The following is a 19673-nucleotide window of genomic DNA, read 5'->3' as shown; positions in this document are numbered from 1 at the left end:
TTTGGATATACAAGCAATTGCTTATCCGTTCACAAAATCAATCGGTTAGCTAAAGCAAATCTTTAAAAGTGCGTTGCGCAGAAGAAATTCCTACCGAATTCTTGCTGCAGAATCCTAAAATTGAAAACAAAAATCATTTTTAGCGGTAGTATTACTACAAACCAATTAAACCACCAATATTTACAATTGATGATTTCAACCTAGTTGTAGTGTTGAACGCAGGTGTTTGCCGAGCGAGTGGTAAAACTGTCGATTGTTGGTTTTAATTGTTATTAATAGAAAAGTATAAAAGATATAGATATGGAAATCGTTCAAGAGCCAATTTTGCAAGAAAATAAGGAGCGTTTTGTATTGCTTCCTATTAAGTATCCCACCATTTGGGAGATGTATAAAAAGGCTGAAGCCAGTTTCTGGACAGCAGAAGAAATTGACCTATCACATGATTTGAAGGATTGGGAGAATTTTAACGACGGAGAAAGGCACTTCATTTCGCATGTGTTGGCATTTTTTGCTGCAAGTGATGGCATTGTGAACGAAAATTTGGCGGTAAACTTCATGAGTGAAGTACAAATTCCTGAAGCACGTTGCTATTATGGTTTTCAGATCATGATGGAAAACATTCACTCTGAAACATATGCATTATTAATTGACACATATGTAAAAGATCCTGTTGAGAAAAACCGCTTGTTCAACGCTATTGAAACCGTTCCTTGCGTAACTAAAAAGGCAGAGTGGGCATTGCGTTGGATTGAGAATGGAACTTTCGCCGAGCGTTTGGTAGCCTTTGCTGCTGTTGAAGGAATTTTCTTCTCAGGTTCATTTTGTTCGATCTTTTGGCTTAAAAAACGCGGATTAATGCCAGGCTTAACTTTCTCTAACGAACTAATTTCGAGAGATGAGGGTTCACATTGCGAATTCGCCTGCTTATTATATAGCATGTTGGTAAACAAACTTTCGCAACAACGGGTACACGAAATTATTACAGATGCTGTAAATATTGAGAAAGAATTTATCTGCGATGCCTTGCCTGTTGCTTTAATTGGGATGAATGCTAAACTGATGCAGCAGTACATTGAGTTTGTTGCCGACCGCTGGTTGGTTGCGCTTGGATACGACAAAATTTACAACGCTACCAATCCGTTCGACTTCATGGAAATGATTTCTTTACAAGGAAAAACCAACTTTTTTGAAAAACGTGTTGGCGATTATCAAAAAAGCGGTGTAATGTCTGATAAAGACTCTAATATTTTCTCTTTAGATGAAGACTTTTAATAAAAGCTAACAGCACTTTGAAGCACACAAAATCAATCTGTTAACTTAATTATACTATTTTTAAAATAACGCTTCTAACCTCTTAAACTATGTTTGTAATAAAACGCGACGGCAGAACTGAATCGGTGAAATTTGATAAAATCACCGCCAGGATAGAAAAACTCAATTATGGTCTTGACCCGGTACACGTTGACCCAATTGATGTGGCAAAAAAAGTTATTGAGGGTTTATATGACGGAGTTACAACTTCTGAACTGGATAACCTTGCTGCCGAAACTGCTGCGTCATTGACTGTAAAGCATCCTGATTATGCTTTATTGGCATCTCGAATTGCCGTTTCCAATCTCCATAAAAACACTGAAAAGTCCTTCTCCAAAACTATGGAGAAACTCTATAATTATGTTGATCCAAAAACAGGCCAAAATGCTCAATTACTTGGAGATGATATAATTGAAATCATTCGTGAAAATGCAGATATTCTGGATTCAAGCATTATTTACGACCGTGACTTCTCATTTGATTACTTCGGCTTTAAAACCATTGAGCGCTCCTATTTACTTAAACTAAACGGTAGAGTTGCTGAGCGTCCTCAACACATGTATATGCGTGTGGCGGTTGGTATTCACAAAGAAGACATCGAATCGGCAATCAAAACTTATAATTTGATGTCGGAAAAATGGTTTACTCACGCAACTCCAACACTTTTCAATGCTGGTACACCAAAAGCTCAAATGTCGTCATGTTTCTTATTAACCATGAAAGACGACAGTATTGAAGGCATTTATGATACGCTTAAACAAACCGCAAAAATTTCACAATCTGCCGGTGGTATTGGCTTAAGCATTCACAATATCCGTGCAACGGGATCTTATATTAGCGGAACCAATGGTACATCTAACGGTATTGTGCCAATGTTGCGTGTTTTCAATGACACTGCTCGCTATGTTGACCAAGGCGGAGGTAAGCGAAAAGGTGCATTCGCAATCTATTTAGAGCCATGGCATGCCGATATTTTTGAATTCCTTGACTTGCGTAAGAACCATGGAAAAGAAGAACTCCGTGCCCGTGATTTGTTCTATGCCCTTTGGATTCCTGATTTATTCATGAAACGCGTAGAAGAAAATGGCAGCTGGAGTTTGTTCTGTCCACATGAGGCACCAGGCTTACATGACACCTATGGTGAAGAGTTTGAGGCACTATACGAAAAGTATGAAAAAGAGGATCGTGCTCGCAAAACCATAAAGGCACAAGAATTATGGTTTGCTATCATGGATGCCCAAATAGAAACAGGCACCCCATACATGCTTTATAAAGATGCAGCTAACAAAAAATCGAACCAGAAAAATTTAGGTACAATTAAATCATCGAATTTATGTACCGAAATTATGGAATACACTTCGGAAGATGAAGTTGCAGTTTGTAACCTTGCATCTCTAGCACTTCCTAAGTTTGTTACCAATGGGGAGTTTGACCATAATAAACTTTACGAAGTAACCTACCAGGCAACATTGAACCTTAACAAGATAATTGACAATAATTATTATCCGGTTGAAGAAGCGCGCAACTCAAACATGCGTCACCGTCCGGTTGGTTTAGGAATTCAAGGTTTGGCGGATGTGTTTATTATGCTGCGTCATCCTTTTGAGTCTCCTGAAGCACAGAAGTTGAACCAAGAAATCGCTGAAACCATCTATTTTGCAGCCTTATCAGCATCAAAAGATCTATCGAAGGTTGATGGCCCATATCCTACTTATGAGGGTTCACCTGCATCAAAAGGCATTCTGCAATTTGATATGTGGGGAGTGACTCCTTCTACTCGTTGGGATTTTGCGGCACTTAAACAAGAAATTAAGAAATACGGTATTCGTAATTCATTATTAATTGCCCCAATGCCTACGGCTTCAACCTCACAAATATTTGGTAATAATGAATGTTTTGAGCCTTATACTTCAAATATTTATGTTCGTCGTGTATTGTCAGGCGAGTTTATTGTTGTAAACAAGCACTTATTGAAAGATCTTGTTGCACTAAACTTGTGGAACAACACCATGAAAAATAAAATTATTGCTGCAGAAGGTTCTATTCAGGACATTCCAGAGATCCCACAAAATATTAAGGATCTTTACAAAACCGTTTGGGAAATTAAGCAACGTACTTTAATTGACATGGCAGCTGACCGTGGTGCGTACACCTGTCAAAGCCAATCGTTAAACTTATTTGTACAAAGCCCTAATACCGCCAAACTTACTTCAATGCATTTTTACGCATGGAAAAAAGGTTTAAAAACCGGCATGTATTATTTACGTACACAGGCGGCAAATGCTGCTGTTAAATTTACAGTTGAACAACAAGCTGAAAAACAAATTGAACCTATAATACAACATACTGGTGTTGAAGAGGAAATCAGCGGACCTGTTTGTACTATGGAAGAGGGATGTGTTACCTGCTCGGCATAGTTTAAAATCTTGAATCGTCCTTAAATAAGTTGACGTTTTTTAATACTAATCCCAGTTTCATAAGAGATTGGGATTTTTCTTTATAGACCTATAAATAGAAAAGGCGGTTTTGAGTAAAACCGCCTTTTCTCTGAGAGCCTAGGGAGAGCCTTGAGCGTACTATTCCATTTTCTTCTGAAATATGGCATGAACCAACATCAGAATTAATAGCCCGGCAGCGCCAGGTAAGAAAAGGTACCAGCCAATTGAATCAACAACCGGTCCAAGTCCCTCTTTAGGATTAATCATAAACGATACTACTTTAATCATAATCCCTAAAATAAATAGGCCTGTAAAGAACACAACCAACCAATAAAGTGGGCTATGGTGCGACTGAGTTTTCATAATTAAACAGCTAAGTTATGTTAAAATGTTAAGTTACGTTAAAAAACTATAATTCAAGAACTTACAAAAACGTTTTCGCAAAAAAAGGAACAATTAACTTTAAAGAAAATACTCCTAAACTCACTTATTCCTTGTCTTAAATAGTACTATTTTCGTACCAAATAACCCATTAGCTGATTAATGTTTTACAATTTTAAAAAAGCTTTAAAATTAGAGTGTTTTAAAGGTTTGGAATGATTAATTTTTATTTAAAATTTATAACAATTAGTTAAAAATAATTATACTGAATACGATTATATACACCTGTTTTAGGAAAGGATTCAGAATCATGCAAATTAGCGTCAAATTGCCATTTTTGAACACAGATTCACTGCCTTAAATTCTACACAACAACAAAACATTTAGCTTCATCTGATAACACCAACAAATTAATATGCCCCGAATTATTGTGAATATCGACACAATAGTCGACTTTAAATCAGGCTATTAAGCACCTTTTTGGGCAATTTTCCTTTTATAAGTGCATATGATTCCTTAATTATTTTTTGCCACTCAGCTTCATTCAATGCATTTGGGTTTGAAATGTAAATCCATTTATAACGAGCAAGGTATGGAGCAGGCACTATCCCATCTCGTTCAATCATTAAACTAAAGTCTTCATCAGTAACTTTAACCGAAACTCCAAAATCTCCGGATAAACCCATAACGCAAAACATTTTATTCCCGATTAGAAAACACAAATCGTCCCATTTTATACCTCAGTAACAAATGGCAGAGCCTTGCAATAAGATTGCAGCAATTCAATATTCATATTTGTATAGTTGAAAAATAAAGCCGGAATCGATTGTAATTAGTAATAAGTAGCCCCTTACTTTTTACGGTAAGGGGCTTCTACGAACTAAACTATAACTAAACCTAACACAATTTCTTTTAAGAAACGGTTCAACTTACTACCTAATTAAACGTTTAAACAAATTTTATATTTTGACAACGTAACTATATAAAGGTTTAATGCTTGTTAATAAATTATTCAATATTGGGCTTGTTTGGATCAGGATAGTAAAATTCTTCGAGCAATAAGGTAATTGTAAGCCCTATACTTCCTAATCCGCAAATGTACAATCCTATAAGTCCCATTGGCCGCAAATAAAGGCCATAAGAGTGAGCTACTTGTTCCACAACCCTCATCAACGGTCCTAGCAAGAATAAAAACAGAAAGATATATTCCAGGCTAATAATTACAATGCGTTTCATAATCAAATAACTATACCCTTTCAACTTTATAACAATTAACATTTTGCCCTGTTTAAACCAAAGTCAATTTAGATTATGGTTCTTTGCTTAGAAACCTAAACTTATTTTTTTTAATTTGAGGATAAGTAATAACTGTTATGAAGCGCCAGCAAATGTTAGATGCTATAAACCTGATGGAGGGGCAAACCTGGGATATCATAATTGTAGGAGGTGGAGCCACAGGTTTGGGTGCGGCTGTTGAATCAGCAACCCGGGGATATAAAACGTTATTACTCGAGCAAGAAGACTTTGCAAAGGGAACATCAAGCCGATCAACGAAACTTATACACGGTGGTGTAAGGTATTTACAGCAAGGTAATCTTTCATTAGTACTTGAGGCATTAAAAGAACGAGGCCTTTTAATTCAAAATGCCCCACACTTGGTTCATAACTTATCATTTATTGTACCTAATTACAATTGGTGGTCTGGCCCTTTTTATGGCATTGGACTAAAGTTTTATGATTTATTGGCAGGAAAACTAGGATTAGGCCCTTCTGAGTTTCTTTCGGTTGCTGAAACCCTGAAACATATACCCACATTAGAATATGAAAGTTTAAAGGGGGGGGTTATTTATCAGGATGGCCAGTTTGATGATGCACGTTTGGCCATAAGTCTGGCACAAACCGCGGCTGATCATGGAGCTACAATTGTCAATTATTTCAAAGTAACTAATTTCATTAAGGTACAAAATTTCATTGCGGGAGTTTTGGCCACAGATGTTCTTTCAGGCAATGAGTTTGAACTAAAAAGCAAAGTTGTAATTAACGCAACTGGCGTTTTTGTAGATTCATTAATGCAAGCCGACGATCCCAATCATAAAAAAATCATTGCACCAAGCCAAGGGATTCATCTGGTTTTAGACAAAGATTTCCTACCTGGAAAGAGCGCTATTATGGTTCCACATACAGATGACGGAAGGGTATTATTCGCTATCCCCTGGCATAATAAAGTGGTCGTTGGAACAACTGATACGCCTGTTACCGAGCCCAGCCTGGAACCCAAAGCCCTGCCTGAAGAAATTGATTTTATATTGAAACATGCAGCTCGCTACTTAGAAAAGGACCCTACGGCCAGTGATGTTAAAAGTGTTTTTGCCGGATTACGTCCCCTCGTAAAAAATGGAAATGGAGGCCACACGGCAACCATATCCAGAGATCACAGCATTTTGATTTCAGAATCAGGCTTAATAACCGTAGCAGGTGGCAAATGGACAACCTATCGAAAAATGGGTGAAGATGTGATTGATAAGGCTTGTTTAGTTGGCTCCCTTACCGAGCGTAAATCTATTACCAGCGATTTAAAAATCCATGGTTGGACGGATAATATTGACTCAAATGATGATCTGCGTCATTATGGATCAGATATTGTTCCCCTCAGAAAATTGCATGCTGACTGTCCAGAATTGGGAGAAAAAATTCATCCTTCCTTACCTTATCTAAAAGCAGAAATAATTTGGGGGATTCGAGAAGAAATGGCAATGACATTGGAGGATGTTTTGGCGCGCCGAACGCGTGCTCTTTTATTAGATGCACAGGTTACTATCAATATTGCCAGAGAGGTTGCATTAATGATGGCTGGTGAGTTGAACAAGGATGAAAGTTGGGTTGATTCTCAGCTGACTAACTTTTCAAAAGTGGCTGAAAACTACCGCATTAAAAGCTAGCAGCTAATCAAAAGTCTCAATATTTAGAGAAAGAATATATTTTTGGCTGCATGGATCAGTTCATTACATTTCTGCAGCAAGGTTTTTTCCATATTCTCGATCTTGAAGGCTACGATCATATCCTCTTCCTTTTTGCAATTTGTGCTATTTATGATATTAAAGATCGGAAAAAGATTTTTTGGATAATCACCTCCTTTACTATCGCCCACTCTATTACACTTGCTCTTTGTGCACTTAACCTCATTATTATAGATGGTGCCATAGTTGAATTTTTGATTGCCTTTACCATTTTTTTTACCTGTATTGAGAATTTATTTATTCCTCTACTAAATAACTATCGGGTGTTATTTTCAGGCTTTTTCGGATTGATCCATGGCATGGGATTTTCTCGGTTATTAAAAGATTTATTTATGGGTATGGAGTTTAATGCATTCACTACTCTCTTGCCATTTAACATCGGACTGGAGCTAGGTCAAATTATTATAATTACAGCTATATTATTGATTATTTACATGCTTGCTCGTTTCCTGAAACTCAAATCTCAACCAATAAACTACCTTATTTCAGTTCCGGTTTTAATTCAGGCTATGATTTGGATGTGGCAACGATTTCCGACAAACTATTTTTTTTGACAGGGAAACATTGCACTAGCTAAAGTCTTTAACACCAAGTTCTTTTTGCAATATAAATGTTACCACAACTGTTTTTCTATATAAATTCATACAACTATTTTAGACCCGATTATGATTATAATCAACCTAAAACTATATGAAAAAAGCTTTACTATTTATTTTTTGTGTTTGTTGTTCACTTAATTTATTTGCACAAGGAGGCATTTACAACGACAACAAATTTCATCAACTACAAGAGCTTTGGCCTACTCCGAATGATTATAGGAATGGCTCAGGGGCTCCTGGTCATGCTTACTGGCAGCAAAAAGTTGATTATAACATTAAGGTGGAGTTGAACGATGACAATCAGAGCGTTACTGGCTCAGAAACCATCACCTACCACAATAACTCACCTGATGCACTGACTTACTTATGGATTCAGCTTGATCAGAACATTTATGCCACTAACTCAGATAGCTACCTAACACAAACGAATGGCAAGGTTGAAAACATGAGTTTTGAAGGCTTTGAACGATTAGTGAATCCTAAAACCAAACTCGGTTACCAGATCAGATCGGTAAAAGATGCTACTGGCAAAACCTTATTGTTTACCATCAACAAAACGATGATGCGTGTTGACTTACCTCAACCGCTAAAGCCAGGTGCAACATTTAGTTTTTCTGTTGATTGGTTTAACTATATCAATGATTCACGTAAAAACGGTGGGCGTGGATCGATGGAATACTTTGCCGAAGATGGCAACTATATTTATGAAATGGCCCAATGGTTCCCTCGTCTTTGTGTTTATGACGATGTAAACGGATGGCAGCATAAACAATTTTTAGGCACTGGTGAATTTGCTCTTGAATTTGGTGATTACAAAGTAAGTATTACTGTTCCTGCTGATCACATTGTAATGGCAACCGGTGTGTTGCAAAATGCAGCGCAAGTACTAAGTAAAAAACAGTTAAACTTACTTGAGGATGCTAAAACCTCAACCAAAAAACCTATAATAATTGTTTCTCAAGACGAAGCAAGCTCAAAAGAAAAAACTCATTCTAAGGAGAAAAAGACCTGGGTATTTTATGGAGATAATGTTCGTGATTTTGCCTGGGCATCCTCTCGAAAATTTATTTGGGATGCTATGGGTGTAAACGTAAACGGAAAAACAGTCTTGGCAATGTCAGCTTATCCTAAAGAGGGTAATCCGCTTTGGGAAAAGTACTCTACTCAAGCCATTGCTCATACTTTAGAAGTTTATTCGCGTTATACATTTGACTACCCTTATCCTGTTGCCATTTCAGTAAATGGACCAGTTGGAGGTATGGAATATCCTATGATCTGCTTCAATGGCCCACGCCCCGAGAAAGATGGCACCTATTCGTCTGATACCAAATACGGTTTAATCTCAGTAGTGATTCACGAAGTTGGACATAACTTCTTTCCTATGATTATAAACTCAGATGAACGTCAATGGAGCTGGATGGATGAAGGATTGAATACCTTTTTACAGTACTTAAGTGAGCAGGAATGGGAACAAAATTATCCCTCAAGAAGAGGTGAGCCTCGCAATATAATTCAATATATGTCGAGTGATAAATCCACGTTAGAGCCAATCATGTCGAACTCTGAGTCAATTATCCAATTTGGTAATAATGCATATGGTAAACCTGCAACAGCTTTAAACATTTTGCGCGAAACCATTATGGGCCGTGAATTATTTGATTATTCCTTTAAAGAATATGCTAAACGCTGGAAGTTTAAACATCCACAACCTGCCGATTTCTTTAGAACCATGGAAGATGCATCTGGGGTTGACCTTGACTGGTTTTGGCGTGGATGGTTTTACGGAACCGATGCAGTGGATATTGCCATTAAAAATGTAAGCTGGTACAAAATCGATTCACAAAACCCTGATATTGAAAAAACGGCTAAGCGTAAACAACAAAAAGAAACACCGCTTTCCATGTCGGACCAACGTAATCAAAGCAGTATTAAGGAATACCGAGTTGACCGCTTTCCGGAGTTACAGGATTTCTATAACAAATACGATGCTTTAGCAATTACAGACCAGGAGCGTAAACGTTATCAAGCTCTTGTCAGTAATTTAAACGAAAGTGAGAAACAAGCAGCGTCGGCTTCAACTAATATTTACTTAATCGACTTTGAAAACATTGGTGGTTTAGTAATGCCTTTAATAATGCAAATGGAGTATGAAGACGGAACTAAAGAAGTTATTCGCATTCCTGCTGAAATTTGGAGAAAAAATAATCAGAAAGTTTCGAAATTGTTTGTTACCGAAAAACCGGTTAAACAGTTCGTTTTAGACCCATTTAAAGAAACTGCCGATATCGATTTAACAAACAATAATTATCCAGCACAAGCCGTAGCATCACAGTTTCAACTTTTCAAGCAAAAGCAGCGCGAAAAACAACCAAACTTAATGCAACTTGAAAGGAACTCTGCATCATCTGGAGCACCTCAACAAAACAAATAAATACGATTTTAACTTCAGTAGGAATTATATGGAAAGGCCTTTTGCTAATGCATGAGGCCTTTTCAATAAGTTTTTCGATATGTACTCTTAATCATTAAGGTAATTACCCACCCTCATTTATGCAACAATTTAAAATTCAATAGCTTTGCACCATGAAAAAGCTTCTGTTCATTCTTTTATTCCTGCTTATTTCAATAAAAGGCCATAGCCATAAATTTTATACTTCGATGACACAAATGGAATACAACAGCCAAAACAAGTCTGTAGAGGTAATCATGAATATATTTTGGGATGATGTAGAAGCTGCACTGAATAAAAAATACAAGAAGAAATTAACTGTTGGGTCCAAAGAGTTTACAGCATGTTTGAGGCAATACTTAACTCAAACATTTCAAATTAAAAACTCTAAATCACAGCTTAAGCCTTTTGAGTTTATTGGAACAGAGATAAACGGAATGACTCTTAGTGTTTATCTGGAAATACCTTTACCCGAGGGCTTACAAAACGCAGAGTTACAGAATTCGGTATTAATTGACGATTTTGAAGGCCAAACCAATATTGTAAACATTACATCAGGAAAAGCAAAGAGAACTTTATTGTTTAAGGAAGGTGAATGCAAAAAGAAAATTGTCTTTTAATGTCTAAAAGAGCCGGGCAACGAAGTGGAGCAATACTCCGTGCCCAATAACTCTCATAGTTACCAATTTTTAATGCCTCTTATATTATTTTAACTTAATTGTACCGATCCGGAGAGAACAAATCAATATTGACAGAAGGTTTGTTTCCATCAATCAATTCTTGAACAATTACTCCTGTTGCTGGTGCCAAACTAAGTCCCATCATTGCATGACCTGTGGCAACAATCAAATTTTTGTATTTGCGACTTTTACCGATATAAGGAAGTCCATCAGGAGAACATGGACGTAAGCCACTCCATATCTGTTCAGTTTTCGGCATTTGCAAACTCATTGTCGGAAAGTACTCCGGCACTGACTTAATTATCCCTGCTACCCTTTTCAAATTAATATCTGAATTAATACCTGAGATTTCCATTGTTCCACCTACGCGTAGTTTACCCGCCATTGGAGTCATAGCAACACGGGCTTCGCATAAAATTGATGGATAGTTCAAATTTACAGAAGGTTGATCCAGAGTAATACTATAACCTTTTCCTGCTTGAATCGGAATAGATAAGCCCAAAGTTTTGACCATCTGTGAAGACCATGAGCCTCCTGCTACAATAATTTCATCAGCCCTAATATGTTCCGAATCTGTGATTACAGCATCAATTTTATCCTTAGTTGTGGTAAATCCTTTTACCTCAGTGTTTCGGATGATTTTAACACCTTGTTTTTGCACTGATACAAGAAGGCTTTGTACAAATGCATTGGGGTAGCAATGGGCATCTCCCGGAAAGAAAACTCCTCCTATCACATCAGGTTTTAGATCAGGCTCTTTCTGCCATACCTCTTCCCTATTAAGCACTATTGCTTTAATGCCTAATTCGTTTGCCTGATGTGCAACATGAGTCTCTTCTTCCAATGTTTGTTCAGATTTACACAACATTACCAAGCCTTTACCTTCAAATGAGAATGCCAGGTCCTGATCATTTGACAAATCATCAAACAACCTTCGACTTAATAAACTGATATCACGTAATGCAGGCATGGCTTGTTCAACCTTAGCAGTATTGGCAGCCTTATAAAATTTCAGCCCCCATGATGCTAAATCAAAATTCAGCCTTGGCTTTACATAAAATGGACTTTCAGAACTAAACATCCATTTAATTCCTTGTGCAATCATTCCAGGAGCAGCCAACGGTATAAAATGGCTAGGCACAATCATACCCGCATTACCAATTGAACAACTGCTCAACATGTCAGATTTATCGATAATGGTAATCTTATGCCCAGCCTTACTTAAATAATAAGCCGAACAAAGTCCAATTACCCCGCCTCCAACAATGACTATTTCTTTTTGAGCTGACATATTTTCTTCTAATTTCTAAATAACCTGAAACCCGTGTGCATACGGATCATCATCATCAATGGTAATGGTATTATAACCGAATACTCTTGCCCAGCCTTCAATGCTTGGAATAATTGCCGGCTTACCGTTCAATTCTGTTACAGCTTCAATCCGACCTATAAATTTTGACCCGATAATACTTTCATGAATAAATTCTTCACCGGGTTGTAATTTACCCTTCGCGTACCATTGGGCTAAACGTGCAGAAGTTCCGGTACCGCAAGGTGAACGGTCGATGGCTTTATCACCATAAAACACTGCATTGCGAGCAGTTGAGGTAGAATCTAAGGGATCACCTGCCCATAAAATATGGCTACATCCGTTAATGGTGGGGTTTTCAGGATGTACAAACGAATACTTTTCATTGATGCGATTACGCAGCACCCTACTCCATGAAATTAGTTGGTCAGCAGTGTATTCCTGAATGCCTTTAAAATTCGGCTGAGGATCTACGATTGCATAAAAATTACCTCCGTAAGAAACATCAATTGTAAGCTCTCCCAAATCAGGACATTCAACGGTTAAGTTCTCTGCCGCCAGATAGGATTTGATATTAGTAATTTTAACCGACTTTACTTTTTTACCTTCTTGCTTATATTCTATTTTCACCAAACCAGCGGGTACTTCTAAATGTAATACCCCTGGCGTTTTAGGACTGATGAGTCCTTGTTCCAAAGCAATGGTTACAGTCCCAATAGTTCCGTGTCCACACATTGGTAAACACCCACTGGTTTCAATGAATAAAACTCCAACATCGTTTGACGGATCTGTAGGTGGATACAATATACTTCCACTCATCATATCATGCCCACGAGGCTCAAACATCAACCCTTTTCTGATCCAATCGTATTCCCTTAGAAAATGTTGCCTTTTCTCACTCATATTGGCCCCATCAAGCATAGGGCCTCCACCCGCAACCACTCTTACAGGGTTACCGCAGGTATGTGCATCGATACAAAAAAATGTTTTACTCGCCATGTATTAAAAACAAAAAACAAAGACAATATTATGATTTTGAAAACACTCCATCTACCAATCTCCAAATTTGCCCTGGGTTACCATCCTGTAATTCTAATGGCAATATGCTTTGAGAAAAGTTCTGGAAGCAAACCGGACGAACAAATCGTTTAACTGAAGATGTTCCAACAGAGGTAAAACGGGCATCGGTTGTTGCCGGAAACGGACCACCATGAACCATTGACGGGCATACCTCTACACCAGTTGGCACATTATTGATCATTACACGACCGGCTATAGAAGTTAATTTGTTTAATAAGTCAGTATATTGGTTAATATCTGACTCAGTACCCATAATGGTTGCAGTTAACTGGCCTTCAAGAGCGTTTACAACTGCTAACATTTCAGCCTTATCTTTACATTTAACCAGCAAAGAATACGGGCCAAAAATCTCCTGATGTAAAGACGGTCTCTCTAAAAATACCAGGGCAGGAACTGTTGCAACAAGTGCATTCCCTGATTCATCGTCGATTTTATCAACAGCTGCTAAAACTGTTAAATCTTCGTCGCTAAACACCGAGCTTATCCCTTCATGGTAGGATTGTGCAATTCCCGGATGTAACATCTTTGCAGGGGCAACCTGATGAATTGCTTCTTTTAAATGTTCTGTAAAAGTAACTAAAGCATCACTCTCAATAGCTATCATCAAGCCTGGGTTGGTACAAAACTGGCCTACCCCTTGCGTAATCGAAGCAGCTAATTCTTTAGCCAATGATACAGCCTCACCCTCAAGTTTTTCAGGTAATAAGCACACTGGATTGACACTACCCATTTCAGCAAAAACAGGAATTGGACGATGGCGCTGGTTAGCAATATCGAAAAGTGCTTTACCTCCGGTAAATGAACCGGTAAAGGCCACAGCCTGGGCTACCGGATGCTTAACCAAAGCCTGACCAATATCATACCTGCCTACTACATGCTGAAACACATTTTCAGGTACATTAACAATTTTTATAGCTTTTGCAATAGCACTTGCTACTAAAACTGAAGTCTTTCTATGAGCAGAGTGCGCTTTTACTATTACCGGACAACCGGCAGCCAATGCAGATGCAGTATCTCCTCCAGCTGTTGAAAAAGCTAATGGAAAGTTGCTAGCCCCAAATACCACAACCGGTCCTAAAGGAATCAACATTTTACGGAGGTCTGGTTTAGGAAGAGGCAAACGCTGAGGCTGGGCTGTATCGATGCTAGCCTCTACCCATGATCCTTCGCGCACCATTGAAGCAAACATTCTCAGCTGGTTACAAGTACGGCCACGCTCTCCAACTAAACGTGCTTCTGGCAAATTGGTTTCTGCCATTGCAGTTTGAATAAGGTCATTGCCTAACAGCTCTATTTGCTTGGCTATCTCTTCTAAAAAATCGGCTTTTTGTTCTTTGCCAATTGATTTATATGAATTTGCAGCGTGTAAGGCATTTTGCATTACTGATTCTACCTGCTGCAAGTCTGTTAATTGAATTTCCTGTAAACCCATCATTTTAACATAAACAAAAAAAGGGCAAGCCGGCGTTAATTGCTTGCCCATATATAGAATTTGAAATTAAAGGCTCATATACTCAGGTAAAGCCGGACGCTTGGCCAAACCGTTATTTATAATGGAAAGAACTTGTTCTCTTTCTTGGCCAACTAAAGTTAAACGAGGCGCACGAACAAACTCAGTACCTATTCCTGTTGCAGTTTCAGCCAATTTGATATACTGAACAAGCTTTGGATGAATGTCTAATTCAAGTAATGGCAAGAACCAACGATAAATTTCAAGGGCCTCATCTATCATTCCAGCCTTAACCAAACGGAAAACAGCAACAGTTTCAGCAGGAAATGCACAAACCAAACCTGCAACCCAACCATGTGCTCCCATTAACAATTCTTCCATTGCTAAAGTATCCACACCACATAAAATTTTAAAGCGATCACCAAAACGGCTAATCATTCTGGTTACGTTTGATACGTCGCGAGTTGATTCTTTAACAGCTTGAATATTTTTGCACTCAACCAATTCTGCAAACATTTCAATAGTTACCTCAGTTTTATAATCTACTGGATTATTGTAGATCATTATTGGTAGAGTTGTTGCTTTTGCTACAGCTTTAAAGTACTCAACGGTTTCTCTGTGATCAGTTTTATAACGCATTGGAGGAAGTAACATCAATCCCGAAGCGCCTAATTGCTCAGCATTTTTCGCTTGTGCAACAGCCTCTCGGGTTGAACCCTCAGCTATGTTAAGAATTACAGGAACTTTACCAGCTACCTTTTTAACGGTGAATTTTACCAATTCAGCCTTTTCTTCATTAGTTAGTACACTTGACTCACCTAATGTACCGCCTAAAATAATTCCATCAACGCCAGCATCAAGCTGTGCATCAATATTCTTTTCAAACGTTACGAAGTCAATTTGATCATCTGAAGTAAATTTTGTAGTTACTGCAGGAAACACTCCGCTCCAATTTAAATTTTCCATTTTTATATTTTGTTGCTTGTTAACATTGCAAAAGTAACCGTCCTACCAACCCCTTCATGATTAGCAATTAATCAATACAAATACAATTTTAACCCAAATCAAATTCATACACTAAATATTGAATCAATTTTCGATATTAGAACCCTAATTTAATTACTGAATCAATCATTGCTGTTATGAAGATTATTCCATTCAAAATTCCAAAAACAGACAAAGACTCTATTTTATTACAGGAGGACTCTGTTCCTCACTTTTATGATAAACTGCACCAACATTCGGAAGTTCAAATAACATTAATATTAAAAAGTCATGGTACGCTGTTAGCTGGTGACTACATTGGCAATTTTGAACCCAATGACGTTTATTTAATTGGCTCCAATATTCCACACGTATTTAAAAACGAGCAAGAATATTATGACGATGAGCAATTAGGAGCACATATGATCACCGTCTTTTTTGACAGTGATTCATTCGGAAAAGATTTTCTTAATCTACCAGAAGCCTCCTCCATTAAATCGTTTATAACAGGCCTAACCAACTGCTATAAACTTACCGGATTATTAGAAGAACAAATAAAACAACAAATTCAAGAAGTATTTCAACTTGAAGGATTTGATCGTCTGTTATTGTTGCTCAACATGTTTAACTCCATGACCAAATCAACCGAAATTGTTAAACTATCAAATTTTAAAGCAGCACGGTCATATGACGCATCGGAAGGAAAAAGAATGAATGACATCTTAACCTTCACCATTAATCATTACCACCGTAAAATAACAATTGAGGAGGTTGCACAGGTTGCCAATATGACACCAGAGGCTTTTTGCAGGTACTTTAAAGTACGAACACGTAAAACATATTTAAATTTCTTAAACGAGATACGCATTACCAATGCTTGCAAGCTTTTAATTAACAAAGATTTAACCATTGCTGAAATTAGCTCATCATCGGGATTCAACAATCTTTCCAATTTTAACAGGATATTCAAAAAGGTCACCAAATTGACACCAACCACCTATTTGCTCAAATCGCAAATGCAAATGGGGAAAAAAAAATAACTTATTTATGGCTCAAAAACATGTCTTTTTTTCAGTCATCGTAGTTAAATAAAGGCTATTTTTGTAATGGCACAAGTCTTGAAATTTAACATTAGCTACTAACTTATTACCTAATTACTGACACATTGGCCATCATCAATTGTTAAGGAATGTAATAAACAGTCTAAAAGAAAAAAGTTTACATGAGCATATTCGATTCATTTGATATAAAAAAAAGCGTAGATTCTATGATAACAGAAGAAACCGAATTTTTTCCGTTAATGACTCCTGAGGACGAGGAAGAAATGAACCGAGAAGAAATGCCGGAAATTCTTCCGATTTTACCTTTACGCAATACGGTTCTGTTTCCAGGCGTCGTTATTCCAATTACGGTTGGCCGTGATAAATCTATTAAACTAATTAAAGAAGCCTATAAGGCGAACAAAATCATTGGGGTCGTTTCGCAAAAGAATGTTGCTATTGAAGACCCTTCAGCCGATGATTTAAATCAAATTGGGACAGTAGCCTATATTATTAAAACCTTGCAGATGCCTGATGGCAATACAACTGTAATTATACAGGGTAAAAGAAGGTTCTCAATAGGCGAAATGATTCAGTCTGAGCCTTATTTTAAGGCAAAAATCAATTTATTTGAAGAAACTAAGACTTCAGAAGATAAAGTTTTTAAAGCTCTGATCAGTTCATTAAAAGAACTGTCAACACAAATTATTCAAAACTCACCTAATATTCCGTCAGAAGCTGCATTCGCTATAAAAAATATCGAAAGCCCATCGTTTCTGGTCAACTTCATTTGTTCAAACATGAACGCTGACGTTGAAGAAAAACAACGGCTGTTAGAAGAAACTAATTTGAAAAAACGTGCCGAATTGGTTTTAGAGCATTTAACCAAAGAGCTGCAAATGCTCGAACTCAAAAATCAAATTCAAAGCAAGGTTAGAGTTGACTTGGATAAACAGCAGCGCGAGTATTTTTTGCATCAACAACTTAAAACCATTCAGGAAGAATTAGGAGGCAATACTCCTGACCTGGAAGTGCAAAATTTACGCGAGCGGGCACACAAGAAAAAATGGAGCAAAGTGGTTCTTGAGCACTTCAATAAAGAATTGGAGAAATTAGCTCGTATGAATCCGGCAGCTGCTGAATACTCTGTAATTACTAATTACCTAGAGCTACTGCTTGATTTGCCATGGAATGAATTCACTAAAGATAACTTTGATCTAAAAAGAGCGAAAAAGATTTTAGACAAAGATCACTTCGGCCTTGAAAAGGTAAAAGATCGCATATTGGAATACATTGCCGTGTTGAAATTAAAACACGACATGAAAGCACCAATCTTGTGTTTAGTTGGCCCTCCAGGTGTGGGTAAAACATCTTTAGGTAAATCAATAGCAAAGGCTGTTGGACGAAAATACGTTCGAATGGCATTGGGAGGTGTTAGAGATGAAGCAGAAATTCGTGGTCACCGCAAAACCTATATTGGTGCCATGCCTGGCCGTGTTATTCAATCTTTAAAGAAAGCCAAATCTGCTAACCCTGTTTTCGTTTTAGATGAAATTGATAAAGTAGGCAATGATTTCCGGGGTGACCCTTCATCAGCATTACTGGAGGTTTTGGACCCGGAACAAAACAATGCATTTTATGATCACTACGTGGAACTGGACTTTGACTTATCTAATGTAATGTTCATTGCTACGGCCAACTCCTTGGGCTCTATTCATCCTGCATTACGCGATAGGATGGAAATTATTGAGGTAAACGGGTATACAGTGGAAGAGAAAGTTCAAATCACCAAAAAATACCTTATTCCTAAACAATTGGAAGCCCATGGTTTGAAATCAAAAGATGTAACTATTAAATCCTCAATAATTGAGCGTGTAATTGAAGATTACACACGTGAATCAGGAGTGCGTACACTTGAGAAGAAAATTGCGACACTCGTAAGGGGTGTTGCAAAAAGTGTGGCATTAGAAGAAGAATACAATACTACCCTTACTGAAAAGGACGTAGAAAGAATACTCGGTCCATCAATATTTGAAAAAGACGAATATGAGAACAATAGCATTGCCGGCGTTGTTACAGGCTTAGCCTGGACACAAGTAGGTGGTGATATTTTATTCATTGAAACGAGCATTAGCCCGGGCAAAGGTAAACTGACATTAACAGGTAGCCTTGGTGATGTAATGAAAGAATCAGCTGTAATTGCTTTAGCCTATTTACGTGCTCATGGCAAAAAATTTGGAATAGATCCACGTTTATTTGACTTATGGGACGTACACGTTCACGTTCCAGCAGGTGCAGTTCCTAAAGACGGACCTTCTGCCGGTATAACGATGTTAACTTCACTTTCATCGGCCTTTACTCAACGTAAAGTTCGCTCACAACTGGCCATGACCGGTGAAATTACCTTGCGTGGCAAAGTGCTTCCGGTTGGAGGCATCAAAGAGAAGATTTTGGCCGCTAAACGTGCAGGCATTAAGGAAGTGATTATGTGCAAGCAAAACCGAAAAGACGTTGAAGAAATCAATCCGGATTACATCAAGGACTTGAAATTCCATTACGTAACGGAAATGAAGGAGGTAATTGAATTCGCTTTACTTAATGACAAGGTTGAATATCCTCTTGATTTAACTATAAAAGAAGAAACGAAGCCGGTAATAGCAAACTAAGAAAATAAGAAAAGCGCCATAAGTTAATTTTATAACCGGGCGCTTTTTCACAATCAACCTAAAATCCTAAATCTTTGTAACCCCAATTCCCGGTTTATCGAGTAGCGTTATTTTCCCGTCTACAATTTTAATCCCATTATAAACGTCGTTTTTAATTAATGGGTGAAAGTTGTGCAGCGGCTTATTGCCGACGCATGGAACCGAACAAGGCCATCGTAAGAATAGCCAGGAAATTACTCAACAGAATCAGGTATTGCGGGGCTTCAAAG

General features: G+C 37.7%; 15 protein-coding genes. 8 read left to right on the top strand and 7 right to left on the bottom strand.

Going from position 1 to position 19673, the window contains the following annotated elements:
• Positions 1-300: 300 nt before the first annotated feature.
• Both L2B55_RS07455 and L2B55_RS07450 read left to right on the top strand, forming a co-directional pair.
• Entirely contained in the window at positions 301-1272 is a 972-nt protein-coding gene (locus tag L2B55_RS07455) for a ribonucleoside-diphosphate reductase small subunit (RefSeq protein ID WP_237849926.1), read from the top strand.
• An 89-nt stretch (positions 1273-1361) separates the two neighbouring features.
• On the top strand, positions 1362-3728 hold the full coding sequence (locus L2B55_RS07450; RefSeq protein ID WP_237849925.1) for a ribonucleoside-diphosphate reductase subunit alpha: 2367 nt from the start codon (positions 1362-1364) through the stop codon (positions 3726-3728).
• 159 nt (positions 3729-3887) lie between these two features.
• Here L2B55_RS07450 and L2B55_RS07445 read toward each other — a convergent pair whose 3' ends face one another.
• The 3 genes from L2B55_RS07445 to L2B55_RS07435 form a co-directional block, all read right to left on the bottom strand.
• The gene (locus tag L2B55_RS07445) at positions 3888-4112 is read right to left on the bottom strand and encodes a hypothetical protein (RefSeq protein ID WP_237849924.1); all 225 of its coding nucleotides are present in this window, start codon (positions 4110-4112) and stop codon (positions 3888-3890) included.
• Between the two features lie 473 nt (positions 4113-4585).
• Positions 4586-4816, bottom strand: a complete 231-nt coding sequence (locus tag L2B55_RS07440; RefSeq protein ID WP_237849923.1) for an MmcQ/YjbR family DNA-binding protein — start codon at positions 4814-4816, stop codon at positions 4586-4588.
• 322 nt (positions 4817-5138) lie between these two features.
• Positions 5139-5408: a hypothetical protein gene (locus tag L2B55_RS07435; protein WP_237849922.1), complete on the bottom strand. Its 270-nt coding sequence runs from the start codon at positions 5406-5408 to the stop codon at positions 5139-5141.
• A 95-nt stretch (positions 5409-5503) separates the two neighbouring features.
• On the opposite strand from L2B55_RS07435, the gene L2B55_RS07430 reads away from it, so the two are divergent.
• The 4 genes from L2B55_RS07430 to L2B55_RS07415 all read left to right on the top strand — a co-directional run bounded on the left by L2B55_RS07430 (position 5504) and on the right by L2B55_RS07415 (position 10815).
• Positions 5504-7069, top strand: a complete 1566-nt coding sequence (locus tag L2B55_RS07430; protein WP_237849921.1) for a glycerol-3-phosphate dehydrogenase/oxidase — start codon at positions 5504-5506, stop codon at positions 7067-7069.
• A gap of 50 nt (positions 7070-7119) precedes the next feature.
• Complete coding sequence (locus L2B55_RS07425) at positions 7120-7701, top strand: HupE/UreJ family protein (protein WP_237849920.1); 582 nt, start codon at positions 7120-7122, stop codon at positions 7699-7701.
• 136 nt (positions 7702-7837) lie between these two features.
• A complete protein-coding gene (locus L2B55_RS07420; protein ID WP_237849919.1) occupies positions 7838-10177 on the top strand; it encodes a M1 family metallopeptidase in 2340 nt (779 codons plus the stop codon).
• 152 nt (positions 10178-10329) lie between these two features.
• Complete coding sequence (locus L2B55_RS07415; RefSeq protein ID WP_237849918.1) at positions 10330-10815, top strand: DUF6702 family protein; 486 nt, start codon at positions 10330-10332, stop codon at positions 10813-10815.
• A 94-nt stretch (positions 10816-10909) separates the two neighbouring features.
• Here L2B55_RS07415 and L2B55_RS07410 read toward each other — a convergent pair whose 3' ends face one another.
• From L2B55_RS07410 to L2B55_RS07395, 4 genes are read right to left on the bottom strand one after another with little or no spacing between them, the layout of a single operon-like run.
• Positions 10910-12166 carry an NAD(P)/FAD-dependent oxidoreductase gene (locus L2B55_RS07410; protein WP_237849917.1) on the bottom strand — a complete coding sequence of 419 codons (1257 nt, stop codon included), beginning with the start codon at positions 12164-12166 and terminating at the stop codon, positions 10910-10912.
• A 15-nt stretch (positions 12167-12181) separates the two neighbouring features.
• Positions 12182-13183 (bottom strand): 4-hydroxyproline epimerase, encoded by a 1002-nt coding sequence (locus tag L2B55_RS07405; protein ID WP_237849916.1) that lies wholly within the window; start codon positions 13181-13183, stop codon positions 12182-12184.
• A 28-nt stretch (positions 13184-13211) separates the two neighbouring features.
• Positions 13212-14747: an aldehyde dehydrogenase (NADP(+)) gene (locus L2B55_RS07400; RefSeq protein ID WP_237849915.1), complete on the bottom strand. Its 1536-nt coding sequence runs from the start codon at positions 14745-14747 to the stop codon at positions 13212-13214.
• Positions 14748-14762: 15 nt separating this feature from the next.
• Complete coding sequence (locus tag L2B55_RS07395; protein WP_237849914.1) at positions 14763-15680, bottom strand: dihydrodipicolinate synthase family protein; 918 nt, start codon at positions 15678-15680, stop codon at positions 14763-14765.
• A 176-nt stretch (positions 15681-15856) separates the two neighbouring features.
• Between L2B55_RS07395 and L2B55_RS07390 the strand changes: the two genes are divergently transcribed.
• Positions 15857-16738 carry an AraC family transcriptional regulator gene (locus L2B55_RS07390; protein ID WP_237849913.1) on the top strand — a complete coding sequence of 294 codons (882 nt, stop codon included), beginning with the start codon at positions 15857-15859 and terminating at the stop codon, positions 16736-16738.
• A gap of 182 nt (positions 16739-16920) precedes the next feature.
• Complete coding sequence (gene lon / locus L2B55_RS07385) at positions 16921-19404, top strand: endopeptidase La (RefSeq protein ID WP_237849912.1); 2484 nt, start codon at positions 16921-16923, stop codon at positions 19402-19404.
• The last annotated feature ends 269 nt before the right edge of the window (positions 19405-19673 follow it).

The organism is Solitalea lacus (genome assembly GCF_022014595.1).
Lineage (GTDB): Bacteria > Bacteroidota > Bacteroidia > Sphingobacteriales > Sphingobacteriaceae > Solitalea > Solitalea lacus.
Note: the sequence above shows the minus strand (reverse complement) of the source record. Positions and strands in the feature narration are given on the sequence as shown.

Excerpts from the sequence above, each read along its gene's own strand:
- L2B55_RS07440 (WP_237849923.1), bottom strand. The coding sequence starts at position 4,816 with ATGGGTTTATCCGGAGATTTTGGAGTTTCGGTTAAAGTTACTGATGAA.
- L2B55_RS07455 (WP_237849926.1), top strand. The coding sequence starts at position 301 with ATGGAAATCGTTCAAGAGCCAATTTTGCAAGAAAATAAGGAGCGTTTT.
- L2B55_RS07420 (WP_237849919.1), top strand. The coding sequence starts at position 7,838 with ATGAAAAAAGCTTTACTATTTATTTTTTGTGTTTGTTGTTCACTTAAT.
- L2B55_RS07445 (WP_237849924.1), bottom strand. The coding sequence starts at position 4,112 with ATGAAAACTCAGTCGCACCATAGCCCACTTTATTGGTTGGTTGTGTTC.
- L2B55_RS07425 (WP_237849920.1), top strand. The coding sequence starts at position 7,120 with ATGGATCAGTTCATTACATTTCTGCAGCAAGGTTTTTTCCATATTCTC.
- L2B55_RS07410 (WP_237849917.1), bottom strand. The coding sequence starts at position 12,166 with ATGTCAGCTCAAAAAGAAATAGTCATTGTTGGAGGCGGGGTAATTGGA.
- L2B55_RS07390 (WP_237849913.1), top strand. The coding sequence starts at position 15,857 with ATGAAGATTATTCCATTCAAAATTCCAAAAACAGACAAAGACTCTATT.
- L2B55_RS07450 (WP_237849925.1), top strand. The coding sequence starts at position 1,362 with ATGTTTGTAATAAAACGCGACGGCAGAACTGAATCGGTGAAATTTGAT.
- L2B55_RS07435 (WP_237849922.1), bottom strand. The coding sequence starts at position 5,408 with ATGTTAATTGTTATAAAGTTGAAAGGGTATAGTTATTTGATTATGAAA.
- L2B55_RS07405 (WP_237849916.1), bottom strand. The coding sequence starts at position 13,183 with ATGGCGAGTAAAACATTTTTTTGTATCGATGCACATACCTGCGGTAAC.
- lon (WP_237849912.1), top strand. The coding sequence starts at position 16,921 with ATGAGCATATTCGATTCATTTGATATAAAAAAAAGCGTAGATTCTATG.
- L2B55_RS07415 (WP_237849918.1), top strand. The coding sequence starts at position 10,330 with ATGAAAAAGCTTCTGTTCATTCTTTTATTCCTGCTTATTTCAATAAAA.
- L2B55_RS07395 (WP_237849914.1), bottom strand. The coding sequence starts at position 15,680 with ATGGAAAATTTAAATTGGAGCGGAGTGTTTCCTGCAGTAACTACAAAA.
- L2B55_RS07430 (WP_237849921.1), top strand. The coding sequence starts at position 5,504 with ATGAAGCGCCAGCAAATGTTAGATGCTATAAACCTGATGGAGGGGCAA.
- L2B55_RS07400 (WP_237849915.1), bottom strand. The coding sequence starts at position 14,747 with ATGGGCAAGCAATTAACGCCGGCTTGCCCTTTTTTTGTTTATGTTAAA.